Source organism: Pseudomonas fluorescens, assembly GCF_902497745.1.
Lineage (GTDB): Bacteria > Pseudomonadota > Gammaproteobacteria > Pseudomonadales > Pseudomonadaceae > Aquipseudomonas > Aquipseudomonas fluorescens_BM.
Genome location: NZ_CABVHJ010000013.1, coordinates 78,968 through 94,119 on the forward strand (window position 1 = coordinate 78,968; position 15,152 = coordinate 94,119).

Consider the following 15,152-nt stretch of genomic DNA (forward strand, 5'->3'; position numbering starts at 1 on the left):
GCGACAGATGCGCGCACTAATAAAGGGCGTACAAGTTCAATGTTGGATTGAAGGCTTACTTTAATACCTGAGTCAGGTTATTAATGGCAAATGCGAGTGACGGTAAAACACGACAATGTTATGAGATGTCGGTTAGTTGCTTGATAGTTATTTTTAGTCGGTATCTGTTGATAGTGATGAGCGCACAGGGAGTGCTAATAAGTACCAAGCAATACAGTGTGACCTGCAAAAATATTTATTGCCAGTCATTGAACTAGTTTTGTTTTCGGTTGTTGTCGCCTCATTTGTGTGGATTGTGACACATATCTATTCAATAAGGCTTGACACGCTAACTTGTCACTTATCCAAAGACGGACCGCGCTATGAAGATTCTGGTAACGGGTGGTGCCGGCTATATCGGCTCGCATACCACACTTGCATTGCTTGAAGCAGGTTATGAAGTTGTCGTGCTGGATAATCTTTGCAACAGCAGTGAAGCCGCATTGCACGCCGTTGAAGCCATTTGCGGCAAGAGTGCCTGGATGATCCGCGGCGATGTCTGCGACCGCGCACTGCTCGACCGGATTTTCCGCGAGCACAAAATCGAGGCAGTGCTGCATTTCGCCGGCCTGAAAGCGGTCGGCGAGAGCGTGCGCAAACCACTTGAGTACTACGAGACCAACGTCAGCGGCAGCATTACGTTGTGCCAGGCGATGGCGGCGGCGGGGGTGTTCCGCCTGGTGTTCAGCTCGTCGGCCACGGTGTATGGCGAGCCTGAGCAGATGCCGATCCGCGAGGATTTCCCCACTGGCAACCCGACTAATCCCTACGGCCAGTCCAAGCTGATCGTCGAGAATGTTCTGCGTGACCTCAGCCAGGCCGAGCCGCGCTGGAGCATCGCGTTGCTGCGCTACTTCAATCCGATTGGCGCCCACGCCAGCGGCCATATGGGCGAAGACCCCAACGGCATCCCGAATAATCTGGTGCCTTACATCAGCCAAGTCGCGGTCGGCAGCCTGCAAGAGCTGTCGATCTTCGGCAACGATTACCCGACAGTCGATGGCACCGGCGTGCGCGATTACATCCACGTCGTCGATCTGGCGGACGGCCACTTGAAGGCGTTGCAGTCGATCTCCGGGCGTACCGGCATTCACACCTGGAACCTCGGCACCGGCGATGGCTACAGCGTGCTGCAAGTGCTTCACGCTTTCGAACAGGCCTGCGGGCAACCGGTGCCGTACCGGATGATGCCGCGCCGTTCCGGGGATATCGCCGAGAGTTGGGCCGATGCTTCCAAGGCTGCGAAGGAACTTGGCTGGAAAGCCACGCGCAACTTGCAGGACATGGTCACTGATACTTGGCGCTGGCAATCGAATCATCCACAAGGCTACTCGCGATGATGGCCATTTAGTCCAATGTTATTTTCAGTCAGGTTGTTAGATAACGTCGGGAAATTACACTGGCAATGCCTTTTGCAAGTCCGTAGATATAAACCTGCCGTTCGACTTTTATCAGTTGGGTAAGACTGTGAAAGAACAACGGATCTTGTTCGCGCTTTTTGCGGACTTGAACTCACCACCGCTAACTCAGGCCAGTTTTATAACAGGTCGAATGTTAGAAAGGAGTTGATATGAAAAAAGTGATGGCAGTTGCCCTGTTGACGATGTTGAGCAACTGGGCTGCCGCCGCTGAAGCACCGCTGACAGCGGTAACCAATGTAGGTGGCAACGTGGCGGCTTCTCAAGCGCCCGCAGCCAGTACTGCAATGGTTGCCAGTGCTGTAGCGGCGTCTAACAGCGGTGGCAGTGCCAACGGCGGTACCACCGGTACGACGGGTACCACCGGTACAACCGGCACGCATAACTAACAGGAAGTTCTGTTAGTGCAGTACAAGGTCGCCCGACGCAAGTCGGGTGACTTTGTTTTTGGATTCGCCCTTGAATAGCGTAGTGCCATTATGACTCGTAGTGTTTATCTTTTAATGTTGGCAAGTCTCGCTTTGCAAGGTTGCATGTTTTCCCCCGGTCAATACCTCAGCACCAGCAGCATCACCCGCCAGGGTGCCAGCGAAAGCAGCCGGGTCGAGCTGATCCCGATCACGCCCAAGCTGATTGCCATGAACCGCGCCACGCAAAAGCGTGAGTCGCTGCCGCCGGAGCTGTTGGCGACCCCGGCCGAATACCGCATCGGCAACAACGATGTTCTGTACATCACCGTGTGGGATCACCCTGAGCTGACGGCCCCCTCCGGCGCGCAACAACAGATCGATGCCAACGGCCGACTGGTACGCTCCGACGGCACGCTGTATTACCCGTTCATCAAGGAAGTTCAGGCCGCTGGCCGGACCATCCAGCAACTGCGCTCGGACATCGAGCAACGCTTGTCGGCGTTCATTGCCGAACCGCAAGTCGATGTCGCGGTGCTGCGTTTCGCCAGCCAGAAAGTCGTGGTCACCGGCGCGGTGGCCAAGGCCGGTCCGCAAGCGATTTCCACCAACCCGCTGAGCGTGGTCGAAGCCCTCGGCTCGGCCGGTATCGATACCAACAACGCCGATTTGTCCGGGCTGCTGCTGACGCGTAATGGCCGCACCTATCCGCTCAATCTCGACTCGCTCAATCAGCAGGATTCCGAGTTGCAGAACGTCTTCCTCAAGGGCGGCGATCAGCTGTACCTGCCGTACAACGACAACAAGCGCATCTACGTGATGGGCGAGGTCAACCAACCGCGTGCGCTGAGTTTCAAGACCGCGACGATGAACCTCACCGACGTGCTCGGCTCGGTCGGCGGCTTGAGCCAGACCACCTCCAACGGTAACGCGGTGTACGTCATTCGTGGCGTAGAAAACCTCGATGTCGAACCGGCGAAGATCTACCAGCTGGAAGCCGAATCGCCGACCGCTATGGCGCTCGCCTCGCACTTCGAAGTGCGCCCGCAGGACGTGGTGTATGTCGGGCCTGCCAACGTGACTCGCTGGAACCGCTTGATCAGCCAGTTGGTGCCGTCGGCATCGATTGTCGGCACTGGCGCTTCCGCTGCGAAGAACTGGAGCGAATACAGTAACAACAGCAAATAAGGTCGCCGACTTTGAACATTTTGAAAGTTGGCCTGTGCCTGATGGCGGCCTCGTTGCTGTGCGGCTGTAACCCGTTGATGAGCGCTTCGTTGAACAACCTTAAAGCGGCAGTCGTCGGCCCGGATGAAGTCGACGTGTCGGCGGCCGAAGTGGCCGGGGTCAATTATCCGCAAATGAAACTGACCACGCCGTCCGGCTCCGGCGTGCTGGCGCTGGTGCGCGAGCGCGAAGACCTGCAGTTCTGGGTCGCCTCGGGCAAACAGGTTCTGCTGCTGCGCAATGGCCTCGCCGTGCGCAGCATTGGCCTGGGCCTGGAAGGCGATCTCGATGGCACGCGACTGGCTGACGACTCGCCGTTCAAGCAGGGCCTGCATCACGTCGCCGACGGTTTTACCACGCGGCGCTGGATCGACCTCTACAAGGGCCAGGAAGTCGGGGTGATCGTCAACAGCCGTTTCTCCCGTCGCTCGGAACAGACCCTGAAGATTCTCGACAAGGAATACACCGTGCTGCGTGTCGATGAACACATTGACGCCCCGGCCATTGGCCTGAGCGCGACCAATCGTTACTGGGTCGACCCGCGTGACGGTTTCATCTTGCAGAGCGAGCAGCAACTGACGACGCAGTTGCGCGTCAAGGTCGTGCAACTGACCCCAGATCGCAGGTACCTGCCGTGATGCGCCTGAAAATGTTGTCGGCGAGCTTGATGCTGGTCGCGAGTGTGACTCAGGCGGCCGTCACGGTGTCGGGCGATGTCGCCAATCCCGGGCCGGTCAAGTTGCCACCGGGCGGACGCTTGCTCGATGTTATCGGCGAAGCTGTGCCGAATGCCGAAGGCTATTGGCTGGCGGGCGGCTTGCTGCGGCAGTCGCTGATTGAGGAGCAGACGCGGCTGAAGGTTGGCGTGCTGTTCGATCTCGAGGTGCTGCAACGCATGTCGATGCTGTTCGATCTGCCGAGTCGGGCGGCACTGGCGCAGCGCATTGCCGAACAAGTGCGGCAGATGCCGGTGACCGGACGGCAGATCGCCGATCTCGATCCGGTGGCGTTGGAGGTTGGCTTCGCGCGCAACATTCGCCTCGATGACGGCGACCGTCTGATCTACCCGAAACGTGTCGACGAAGTGCAAGTGCTGGGCGCCGTCGCCGAGCCGTGCCACTTGCCGTATCAGCCGTTGCAGGAGGCCCGTGAGTATCTGCAAGGCTGTTCGATCCTGAGCGATGCCGAAGCCGATTACTTGTGGCTGATCCAGCCCAACGGCGCTTCGCAACGTGTCGGCATCGCCCACTGGAATCGCGAGAGCGGGCACTTTCCCGTGGCCGGCAGCAAGATTCTGGTGCCGGTAAAAAATGATGATCTTGATCCGCCTCTTCCTGAACTGAATCAGCAGTTGGCCGAATTCATTGCCACGCAGCTGGCCGAGGTGGTTCGTTGAAGTTACGTTTTGCAGCTGTGTTGTTATTGCCCTGCGGTCTGGCTCATGCCGAGCCGCGTATTACCCAGAATGACTTCGGTGGCACCGGTCTGTTGCAGACGCCGACCGCGCGCATGGCCCCGGCCGGCGAGTTGAGCGTCAACGCCAACCGCACCGATCCGTACAGCCGCTACAGCGTGTCGTTGCAGCCGCTGGACTGGCTCGAAGGCTCGTTTCGCTACACCGCGATCACCAACCGGCCGTACGGCTCGGAGGCCCTCAGCGGTAGTCAAAGCTATAAGGACAAGGCGGTCGACGTCAAAGTCCGGCTGTGGCAGGAAAGTCACTGGTTGCCCGACGTGGCGCTGGGCTTCCGAGATATCGGTGGTACCGGTTTGTTCTCCAGTGAATTTTTCGTCGCCAACAAGCGTTACGACAACTTCGATTTCAGTGCCGGTATTGCCTGGGGTTATCTCGGTAATCGCGGCGATATCGACAACCCATTGGGCTACGTCAGCGATCGCTTCGATACCCGTCCGGCCCTCGAAGGCACCGGTGACGTCAACTCGGGTTCGTACTTCCGTGGCCGACCGTCGTTCTTCGGTGGTGTGAGCTATCAGACGCCGTGGGATCGCCTCAGCCTGAAACTCGAATTCGAAGGCAACGACTACAAGCACGAGCCGAAGGACAACGAGATCAAGCAGGACTCGCCGATCAACCTTGGCGCAGTGTTCAAAGTCACCGATTCGGTCGATGTCAGCGCGGCGTGGGAGCGCGGTAACACGGCGATGTTCGGCGTGACCTTCCACACCAATTTCGTCAGCCGCAAGGCACCGGCCAAGACCTACGATCCGACCCCGGAACCGCTGCCGGCGAAGGCACCGACCACAGCGACGGATCAGGTCAACTGGGCCAACGTCTCGCAGCGCTTGCAGCAGAATGCCGGCTACAAGGTCGAGCGCATCACCCAGCGTGATTCCGAGCTGATCGTGTATGGCGAGCAGCAGCGTTACTTCCATTCGTCCAAGGCTGTGGGCCGGGCGAGCCGGATTCTCGACAACAGCGTCAACGACGACATCGACTGGTTCACCGTGGTCAACAAGCGCTACGACTTGCCGCTGGAAGAAACCAGCGTACCTCGTCAGACCTTCCGCGAGGTGATCAACAACGAAGAGCCACTTGAATCGCTGCACCGCACCACCGAGATCAACCCGGCGATGCCGCACAACGAGAAAACTCTCTATACCGAAGCGCCGCAGCATTTCAGCTATGGTGTGGGGCTGGGCTTCAAGCAGAACGTCGGCGGCCCGGATGGCTTGCTCTATCAATTGAGCGCCGATGCCGACGCTGAATATCGTTTCAACCGCAACACCTGGTGGAGTGGGTTGCTCAGTGCCAACCTGGCCAACAACTTCGACAAGTTCACCTACGACGCGCCGAGCGGTTTGCCGCGTGTGCGCACGGATTTGCGTCAGTACCTGACCACGTCTAACACCACCATGCCGTTGTTCCAGGTCAGCCATGCCGAGCAGTTGGATAAAGACTGGTACGGCATGGTGTATGGCGGTTATCTGGAATCGATGTTTGCCGGTGTCGGCGGTGAAGTGTTGTTCCGCCCGACCGGTGAGCGCTGGTCGGTGGGCGCGGATCTGAACTGGGTGCGGCAGCGTGATTTCGATCAGGGTTTTGCCCTGCGTGATTACTCGGTGGTGACCGGGCATATCACCGGTTATACCGATCTGCCGTTCGATACGCTGGCGGCGGTGAGCGTCGGGCGTTATCTGGCCGGTGACTGGGGCGGCACGCTGGATATCTCTCGGGAGTTTTTCAACGGCGTGCGTTTTGGTGCGTGGGCGACGATCACCACGGCGGGCAGTGCCGAGTATGGCGAAGGTAGTTTCGACAAAGGCATCTACCTGTCGATCCCGTTCGACGAAATGATGAGCATGTCGACCATGCGCCGCGCCAACCTGGTCTGGGCCCCACTGACCCGTGACGGTGGTGCGCGACTGAGCCGTAGCTACCAACTGCACTCGATGACCGATAGCCGGGAAGGGGACATGTTTTATCGGAATTTCGAGAAGATCACGGAGTAAGCGCGGATCTCCCGAACACCCCGCAAACCAGTGGGAGCGAGCCTGCTCGCGAAGGCGTCGGCACAGTCAGCATCATCGTTGCCTGACCCACCGCTTTCGCGAGCAGGCTCGCTCCCACATTGGTTATTTGTCGCACCAAAAATCTTGGAGCAATCCCGAATCCCTGTGGGAGCGAGCCTGCTCGCGAAGGCGTCGGCACAGTCAGCATCATCGCTGCCTGACCCACCGCTTTCGCGAGCAAGCTCGCTCCCACATTGGCTATTTGTCACACCGCAAATCCCGAGCCAACCACAAATCCCATGTGGGAGCGAGCTTGCTCGCGAAGGCGTCAGCACAGTCAGCATCATCATTGCCTGACCCACCGCTTTCGCGAGCAGGCTCGCTCCCACAGATCCTTCTATCCCTCCACAATCCACTCCCGCCGCCAAATCCCACGCACAAAAAAGGGGACTTTCGTCCCCTTGCGGTATCCAGCTTCGAACCTCAGTAAATATCCTTCGACAGCAACGTAAACGGCGTCTTCACCAGGATCTTCAGATCCAGCCACAACGACCAGCTGTTGATGTACTGCAGGTCAATCTCCACGCGCTTCTGCATCTTGTCGATAGTGTCTGTCTCACCGCGGCAGCCGCTGATCTGGGCCAGGCCGGTGATCCCCGGTTTAATGCGGTGACGCGCCATGTACGCGAGGATTTTCCCCGAGTAGTAGTTGTTGTGCGCGACAGCATGCGGGCGTGGGCCGACCAGGGCCATGTGCCCCTGCAACACGTTGAACAGTTGCGGCAATTCATCGAGCGAAGTGCGACGGATAAAGCGACCGACTGCGGTAATGCGCGAGTCATTGCGGCTGGCCTGCTTCACATCACGGTCATCGTGAACACGCATCGAGCGGAACTTCCAGACCTTGATCACCTTGCCGTTCCAGCCATGACGATCCTGCTTGAAGAACACCGGGCCGGGCGAGTTGATCTTCACCGCCAACGCAATGATCAGCAGAATCGGACTCAGCGCGATGATCGCCAGAAACGCCACGGTTTTCTCGACCAGGCTCTTGCTCAAAGCAGCAGTAGGGCGGCTGGTCAGCGGGCTTTCGTTCAAGTAGATCGCCGGCAGACCGTCCACAACCTTCACCGAGTGATTGAGCAGGGTCAGACTGTTCAAGTCCGGCACCCACACCACATCGACGTTAGCACCCAGTAAGTCACCATAAATCGCCTCGATTTTCGCGGCTTCACACAACGGTAGGGTAATGTACAAGCGACGAATGTCATGCGCCTCGATCAGCTTCAGCAACTGTTCTTGATCGCCGACCACGCGCGGTGCATCCGGACCCAGCGCAGACACATCACCATTGCTGACCAAACCTACCAACGGCAGATTTTCCAGTTGGCTGAGCTTCTTCGCCAGACCCAACGCCAGTTCGCCGGTGCCGACGATCAGCGTCTTGTGCTCGCTTTTACGCGAGCGTTGGTAGTACTTGGAAAATGCATGCAGCGGAGCGTACAGAAACGCCTGACCGAGGAAGCCATACACCGCCCAGCTCAGAATCACCTGCCGCGAAAACAGCTCATCGGCCTGGCAGACAAAGGCGATGCACGCCAGCGCCGCCATGGTCATCGACCAACCCATGAACAGCCGACCGAGACCGGTCAGGTAATTGTCACGCTTGCGATACACACCGCTAAACGTATAAGCCGGCACCGACGCCAGTACTGCCAGCGTTGCACACATCCGGTAGTAGAACGCAACCGTCCCGGTGTGCTGCTCAGCGAGTATGAACAACAGCGTCACCACAAAGCCTTGTGCTAGCGCCCATTGGCCCCAAAAGGTCAGTCCCTTGAGGCCTGTGCTTCGATTGATACTTAAAGAAAGATCCATACGGTATCCCCAAAAGACGTCCATTCAGGTTTCAACAGTTGAAAACCGAGTTGTTATGCAGACTTATTGTTCTTGTTATAACGAGTGTCCTGAGGTAACAACATCGATATGCCGAACTGTCGTCAGTCAATAGACTAAGTTATTGGCTGGAATGGTGTCTGACGAGTTCTAACAAGATGGCACAGTGCCAACTTTTTAATAATTAAATAGAAGGGTGTTAGAAAAGGTCGTAGAGCGAGGGGTGAATAAAGTATGTTGCTTTTGTTACTGTTGGAGGGTGGAGGCAGGGAATGTTTAATTCAGGGAGGAAGATCTAGCCAAACAGAGTGCTCTTGTTGTTTTTGTAATCGCACTTTTTCTGTTTGTTCTGTTCGTGGAGGTCTTGCGGGTTACGCGACAACTTCCTGAATCAGGCAATAACCGCGATTTCTGACGGCACGAAACAGTCGCTCACCATTACTGGCGCTTTTGAATTTGTCTTGCAGGCGACTCAGGCACATTTCCAGGCCGCGATATTGTTCCGGTTCTCGACCGATGCTGAGAATCAGCTCGTCACGACTGACAACGCGCTCTTCATGGCTGAGCATTTTCCTGACCAGTGCTGTTTCCAGGCCAGTCAGGCTGATTTCAACACCTTCTTTGACCAGTGCACCCTGATCAGGGTGGAGATGCCAGGTTTCATTGCCAGGCATATCACCTTCAATGGCGGGCGGCATATTACGGGTTTCCGCGCTTATCGCCGGGACATTCTGGAAGGGATTGGCCGATTGCGCTGCTCGCCATTCGGACTCAAGTGTGGCCAATATCCGCTGAGTATCGTGTTCAATACTGCGCGCAACATTTTTTCGACTAATGCCTGGATATGTGAACTCCATCACCATTGGAGCGGAAGAGGGCGAATCAACCCCTTCAAACGAATTGAAGCGTTCACTGGACAGCATGCTCTCCAGTTCGCGTTGCGACGTTGCACTGTGAGTCACGACAACAAAATATTTCCTTGGGAGGGTTGTACTAGTTTCCATGTCTCTCTCCTGAATACATACCAAAATTGGCTAAAAGAAAAATCGGCAGGCGAGCAATGACTTCCTCGGAAGTAATCGATAGGCAGGGTCTGGGCCCAAGAATGGCCCTCGATAAATTCCACTCGAACTGCTGCTATGTTATGGAGTTTTATTGTTATAGGTCGTGTTGTCGCGCTCATTCAATTGCTTGATTTCAAACAGGCGTGAAGCAGAACGGGAGCTATATGGTTGCATCAGACGATCCTTCGTACGTATGCAAAAGGGAAGGCTGCCCGAGAGTCAGGCAGTCGATATCAGACCCCGCAGCAGGCGATAGCCATAGCCGCGAATACTCTGAATCGCGTTTGTACCATACATGTCCTTGATTTTTCCACGCAAGCGACTGATTGATTTCTCCAGTGCGCGAGGGTCGTAGAAATTGGTATTGAGGCCCATGATGCTGGCGATTTCATCATGGCTCAGGATGTGGTTACTGGTTTGCGCGAACGCTTCGAGGATCTTCATTTCGGCAAACGAGATATCGAGTTTCTTGCTGGTGCCCATCAGGCAGATACGGGTCGGATCAAGCGTAAGATCGATATCGCGTTGCCATTCTTCGCTGTTGAAGAACTCGCCCAGCAACTCGGCGCTATCGTCGGAAAGGGTATTGAGCTTGATACAAACATCCGCGCCAGCCAGATAATATTTGATCTTGTTGAAGGCGCCGCGACCGGTGATGACCACGCAAATGATCGGCTTCAAGTTGTCGCTGCGCAGGTTCTCGACCAATGCCAGATTGTCCTCGAGGGCCTGTGGGCTGTCGATAACCAGGAAGATGGCTCGATACGAACCAGACTGTTCATTCAACTGATACGAACTAGTGTACGCATCGGCTTCGAGCGCCATATCAGTGCGTAAATGCTGGGCGACTAGCGCTTTGAAATGTTCAGCCACGCCACGGGTACGACCCAGAGTAAGAACACCAGGTTCGTCGTTTGTCGGGCGCGGACTTCTAGTCGCTAAGTTCCCTGAGAGCATCATGCATTGACTCGAATTAAGTGCTGACATCGGGATGTTAAAGCACCGGTTCTCATCTGTGACTGACAATTGGTAACATTTGCGCGGATTTTAGACGTGTCTCGCGAGTTTTCTAACAATAATTAAGCTTTTCAAGCTTTTAGTTGATTTTCTCGGAGGGGTGAACTACTGCTTAGATGGTGGCGATATGCAATGGTGCCACTATTTTGAGCTTATTGCGATGGCTTTGTCTATGTCCATCTGCCACTGTCTGGCCATCTCTGCATAATGTGATATTGATCACACTTTATTGCCGGAGCAACTTTTTTCTGCAAAAAGTCCTAAATATTTTCTGCGTAGTTCGTCGGCCGACGATTATTAACATGGCTTGAGTGTGTCTTTTAATAAGACGTAATCTTTGTGGCTGATGAACTTTTGCGTTTATGTATGTCAATGGTCTCACTGCAGATACTCAACCCCTGAGTGTTATTACCCGGTCGCTCGCCCAAAGAGCGCTCTGACGGAGGATTAATGGATTTCTGGACCCTTTTCCAGGTGTTGATATTAGGTGCGGTAGAAGGCCTGACCGAGTTCTTGCCGATCTCGAGTACCGGCCACCAGATCATCGTCGCCGACCTGCTGGAATTCGGCGGCGAACGCGCCATGGCCTTCAACATCATTATTCAACTGGGTGCCATCCTTGCCGTCGTTTGGGAGTTTCGACCGAAGATCTTCGAAATCGTCAAAGGTCTGCCAACTCAACGCAATGCACAACGCTTCACCCTCAACTTGCTGATCGCCTTTCTGCCCGCCGTGGTCTTGGGCGTGTTGTTCGCCGATGCGATCCACGAATACCTGTTCAACCCGATCACCGTGGCCGTGGCACTGGTCGTCGGCGGCATCATCATGTTGTGGGCCGAACAGCGCAGCCATGTGATCAGCGTCGAACACGTCGACGACATGCGCTGGTCCCACGCACTGAAAGTCGGATTCGTACAATGCCTGGCGATGATTCCCGGCACCTCACGCTCCGGCTCGACCATCATCGGCGGCCTGCTCTTCGGCCTGTCGCGCAAAGCCGCCACCGAATTCTCGTTCTTCCTCGCCATGCCCACCATGGTCGGCGCCGCCGTCTACTCCGGCTACAAATACCGCGACCTGTTCCAGCCCAACGACCTGCCAGTCTTCGCCCTCGGCTTCGTCACTGCCTTCATATTCGCGATGATCGCCGTACGTGGCTTGCTCAAGTTTATTGCCAACCACAGCTACGCCGCGTTCGCCTGGTATCGGATCGCGTTTGGTTTGTTGATTCTGGCGACGTGGCTGTTTGGCTGGGTCAACTGGACCGCAGCAGCGGCCGCCTGATCACTGAGCGCTGATCAACACCGCAACGGCGAGATCGTTTAACGTCGAATCCGGCGACTCCTGGCGATAGCGCTGCAAGGCCGACGTGAAATACGCGGCCTGCAGCATGCCGTCGCTGGCCAGATAGAGTCGCGCGTCTTCTTGCTCCTCGGTGGAGTAAACACGCTTGTGACTGTCAGTCGTTTCCTGGCTAGACGAAATAGGTGCGAGGATTAAAGACACCAAGGTGAAGCCGGAAAACTGCGTTACCTCCCACGGCGTATCAGTACGGCCCATGCAAAAGCCATCGCAGTGCGCATAAACGTCGGAAGTGAAGCTGAACAAAGCGAGGAGGGTGAAACGCTTGAAAGCAGAAAAAGTAAACGCGGGCATAAACAAAAGACATCCTGTCAGTACAACAAAACAACGGGCAACGCTCATGCGTCACCCGCACACTCAAAACTTCAATCAACGACCTTCAAGCAACTCAGCCGCCTGATCCAGCAACGCCAGCGGATCCTTGGCCTTGTGAATATCCACCGACAACAACTGACGGAATTTGCGCGCCCCCGGGAACCCCGTGCCCAAACCCAGCACATGCCGCGTGATGTGATGCATCGCACCACCGGCTAGCAAATGCTCGGCTATATAAGGACGCAACTGCGCCAACGCCTCAGCCCGACTGATCACCGGCGCCGAACTGCCGAACAACTGCTGATCCACCTCCGCCAGCAAATACGGATTGTGATAAGCCTCACGCCCCAACATCACACCGTCGAACGTCTGCAAATGCTCATGGCAAGCCTCCATCGTCTTGATCCCGCCATTCAGCACAATCTCCAACTCCGGAAAATCCGCCTTCAGCTGCGCCGCCACGTCATAGCGCAACGGCGGAATGTCACGATTCTCCTTCGGCGACAACCCCTCAAGAATCGCAATCCGCGCATGCACGGTAAAACTGGTGCACCCGGCATCGCGAACCGTGCCGACGAAATCACACAGCTCAGCGTAACTGTCCCGACCGTTGATCCCGATGCGGTGCTTCACCGTGACTGGGATCGACACTGCGTCGCGCATAGCCTTTACACAATCCGCCACCAGTTGTGGGTGACCCATCAGGCAGGCGCCGATCATATTGTTCTGCACCCGATCGCTTGGGCAGCCGACGTTCAGGTTTACCTCGTCGTAACCGTGCTCCTGGGCCATGCGCGCGCAGGCGGCTAGATCCAACGGGAAGCTACCGCCTAACTGCAACGCGAGAGGATGCTCGGCTTCGTTGTGACGGAGGAAGCGCTCGTGATCGCCGTTGAGCAGCGCACCGGTGGTGACCATTTCGGTGTAGAGAAGAGCGTTCTTCGATAGGAGGCGTAGGAAGAAACGGCAATGGCGGTCCGTCCAATCCATCATTGGGGCGACGGAGAAGCGGCGGGAGAGTGCGGCGGGTTGTAGAGACATTGGGGGAATCTGGATCAGAGGGGCGAAGGTGGGGGAGTTTATCAGGATTGGGGTAGGACGGAGGCTTACGCCTCATCTATGTGTCCTTGCTCGCAGATGAGGCGAGACGATGGACTGAATATTGTGATCTGGCCTCTATTTGCTGTTGTTTACCCCCTGCGTTGGTAACCCAGTCGCTGTTTTCACCCACAGCTATCAGCAATGGGCGAAAGCAGCTGTCTGCTTGTGACTACGGGGTGTGACACACCCAGATCAGCAAGGCAAAGGATAAGACCGGAATTGAAAATGATATGGGTAATAAGAGAAGTCGTAGCTGAGGCGATGTAGCAATAATTCTTAAGCAAGCGGAGAGGTGCTTTAACATTAGTCGGTACCCAAATCAGTTTTTGAAGTTGAGTTCCCGGTTGATTCAAAGCAACCCAGAGATCGATCTGGAGAAGATGAAGATCTGCCCAGAATCACCCTTGTGAGGGTCAGCGGGCTTGCACCTTGGAATGGAATCGATGCTAATTCCAGAACGTCGGTTCTGCAATAGGGCGAGAAGTTTGATCCGCAGATGAGGGCCGATCGCTCTGAGGCTTAGGGGGCGTTGAGTTGTCATGTCACAAAAATGGGGCAGACCGTACGCCAATCTATGCCCTTAAATACCAAATATGAGTTTGTGCATGGAGTGCTGATATGTCCTGAGCCTCAATAAAGACGTGGGTTTGAGGCTTTACGGGCGAAATGCCCTAACACAATTGGAGTGTCCTTGAATGTACAGCCATGGCTGTGTTATCAAAAGGCTTTCATCACGACAAGGATGGGCGATCAATGGCCTTACAATTTTCCACTACTAATCCAAAAGCATTGTTGGATGCGTTCAATAAGCGTATTGATCAGAAAGAACTCAAAGGAAAGATAACGACTTGGTCTAGGGACGGTGACGGGGATTACACCCATGTTGCTGACGAATGGAAAAGAAAGGCATGGTTCCGACCGAGGATTGTTGATGGCGCGTTAGTTTTCAACATCTTAGGTACCAATGCGGGCGTAATGTCAGTTGTGGTATACGGTTACTATCATGGGCACTTAACGGAAACCTTTCTCAATCATTTTGATGACATGTTCACCACAGCCGCTTCTACGGCCAAGAACGTGCTAGGGGACAGCTTGGGCGGGTAGAGCTTCGCGGTTCTATACTGGAAAATAAATCTGTCCTCTTTTTCTATTATGGAAAGTGAGTTGCTGTTGAGAAGATTTTTAGTTCACCGTGGTTCTGAAAATGGTTATTTATCACGATGGGCATCTATCATGTTTTGGATGTGAGCGTCTAGCTGGGACTCTGCTTCGCTGATGTGCGTACGGATTTCGTCTGTTTGCTTCATGAAATCACAATATTTTTTTAGCGCCGCGTCTGAGTCTTTTTCTTTTGCAAGGGAGTCGAGTCGGTTCATCCAGCTAGGAAGCGGGTCTGATTTGACTGGCCATGGGTAGCTGGACGCAATTTGCTCAATGTAGTTTCCGGTGTTGTTAATTGTTATGTTGTTGTCCTCGGCATATTTTTTGCCCGCTTTACTATTAATAAAGGGCCAAACTTGGCAGTCGATTATTATAGATGAGCGGCCTTTGGGAGAGCCGAAGTCGTTATCTTGCAAGAAGTTAAGCGAGCTGTCTGTGCGCTCAATTGTTTCTCTCATGTCAAAGTGAAGGTCTGATATCATCGTGTCATTCATAGATTCAGCAACCTCGCTTAACCGTTTCCATACGGAGGCGAAGGTGGGGCGAGACATAAAGAAGTCAATTTTCCCAATGTATTTGGCTGCGCGATGAGATATTTTGTCACCGCTACCTGATGACCATATCAAGGGTGAGAAGCTGGAGAGGACCGTGCATGCATTCTTAAAGTAAAATAG

14 protein-coding genes are annotated in these 15,152 nt (G+C 55.0%); 8 read left to right on the plus strand and 6 right to left on the minus strand.

The window, feature by feature from the left end; all coding sequences use genetic code 11:
- Window positions 1–362: 362 nt before the first annotated feature.
- From galE to F8N44_RS20270, 6 genes are all read left to right on the plus strand, one after another.
- The gene (gene galE, locus F8N44_RS20245) at window positions 363–1,379 is read left to right on the plus strand and encodes a UDP-glucose 4-epimerase GalE (protein WP_150651539.1); all 1,017 of its coding nucleotides are present in this window, start codon (window positions 363–365) and stop codon (window positions 1,377–1,379) included.
- Window positions 1,380–1,609: 230 nt separating this feature from the next.
- Window positions 1,610–1,846 carry a hypothetical protein gene (locus tag F8N44_RS20250; RefSeq protein ID WP_007910552.1) on the plus strand — a complete coding sequence of 79 codons (237 nt, stop codon included), beginning with the start codon at window positions 1,610–1,612 and terminating at the stop codon, window positions 1,844–1,846.
- Window positions 1,847–1,990: 144 nt separating this feature from the next.
- A complete protein-coding gene (locus tag F8N44_RS20255; protein ID WP_150651540.1) occupies window positions 1,991–3,052 on the plus strand; it encodes a polysaccharide biosynthesis/export family protein in 1,062 nt (353 codons plus the stop codon).
- An 11-nt stretch (window positions 3,053–3,063) separates the two neighbouring features.
- On the plus strand, window positions 3,064–3,729 hold the full coding sequence (locus F8N44_RS20260) for a YjbF family lipoprotein (RefSeq protein ID WP_150651541.1): 666 nt from the start codon (window positions 3,064–3,066) through the stop codon (window positions 3,727–3,729).
- Complete coding sequence (locus F8N44_RS20265) at window positions 3,729–4,487, plus strand: capsule biosynthesis GfcC family protein (RefSeq protein WP_150651624.1); 759 nt, start codon at window positions 3,729–3,731, stop codon at window positions 4,485–4,487. The genes F8N44_RS20260 and F8N44_RS20265 overlap by 1 nt, the downstream gene beginning before the upstream one ends.
- Complete coding sequence (locus tag F8N44_RS20270; RefSeq protein WP_150651542.1) at window positions 4,484–6,562, plus strand: YjbH domain-containing protein; 2,079 nt, start codon at window positions 4,484–4,486, stop codon at window positions 6,560–6,562. The genes F8N44_RS20265 and F8N44_RS20270 overlap by 4 nt, the downstream gene beginning before the upstream one ends.
- 483 nt (window positions 6,563–7,045) lie before the next feature.
- On the opposite strand, the gene F8N44_RS20285 is transcribed toward F8N44_RS20270, so the two are convergent.
- The 3 genes from F8N44_RS20285 to F8N44_RS20295 form a co-directional block, all read right to left on the minus strand.
- Window positions 7,046–8,440 carry an undecaprenyl-phosphate glucose phosphotransferase gene (locus tag F8N44_RS20285; protein ID WP_038362307.1) on the minus strand — a complete coding sequence of 465 codons (1,395 nt, stop codon included), beginning with the start codon at window positions 8,438–8,440 and terminating at the stop codon, window positions 7,046–7,048.
- Window positions 8,441–8,829: 389 nt separating this feature from the next.
- Window positions 8,830–9,462 (minus strand): winged helix-turn-helix domain-containing protein, encoded by a 633-nt coding sequence (locus F8N44_RS20290; protein ID WP_150651543.1) that lies wholly within the window; start codon window positions 9,460–9,462, stop codon window positions 8,830–8,832.
- A gap of 279 nt (window positions 9,463–9,741) precedes the next feature.
- Window positions 9,742–10,482 carry a winged helix-turn-helix domain-containing protein gene (locus tag F8N44_RS20295; protein WP_150651544.1) on the minus strand — a complete coding sequence of 247 codons (741 nt, stop codon included), beginning with the start codon at window positions 10,480–10,482 and terminating at the stop codon, window positions 9,742–9,744.
- Between the two features lie 507 nt (window positions 10,483–10,989).
- Here F8N44_RS20295 and F8N44_RS20300 point away from each other — a divergent pair.
- On the plus strand, window positions 10,990–11,823 hold the full coding sequence (locus tag F8N44_RS20300; protein ID WP_110720582.1) for an undecaprenyl-diphosphate phosphatase: 834 nt from the start codon (window positions 10,990–10,992) through the stop codon (window positions 11,821–11,823).
- On the opposite strand, the gene F8N44_RS20305 is transcribed toward F8N44_RS20300, so the two are convergent.
- Window positions 11,824–12,243: a DUF2388 domain-containing protein gene (locus F8N44_RS20305; RefSeq protein ID WP_224794797.1), complete on the minus strand. Its 420-nt coding sequence runs from the start codon at window positions 12,241–12,243 to the stop codon at window positions 11,824–11,826.
- 27 nt (window positions 12,244–12,270) lie between these two features.
- Window positions 12,271–13,257: a tRNA dihydrouridine(20/20a) synthase DusA gene (gene dusA, locus F8N44_RS20310; protein WP_150651545.1), complete on the minus strand. Its 987-nt coding sequence runs from the start codon at window positions 13,255–13,257 to the stop codon at window positions 12,271–12,273.
- A gap of 765 nt (window positions 13,258–14,022) precedes the next feature.
- Between dusA and F8N44_RS20315 the strand changes: the two genes are divergently transcribed.
- Complete coding sequence (locus tag F8N44_RS20315) at window positions 14,023–14,421, plus strand: hypothetical protein (protein ID WP_224794798.1); 399 nt, start codon at window positions 14,023–14,025, stop codon at window positions 14,419–14,421.
- 104 nt (window positions 14,422–14,525) lie between these two features.
- Here the strand turns inward: F8N44_RS20315 and F8N44_RS31400 are convergent.
- A partial coding sequence (locus F8N44_RS31400) for a hypothetical protein (RefSeq protein ID WP_224794799.1) occupies window positions 14,526–15,152 on the minus strand: 627 nt, incomplete at its 5' end.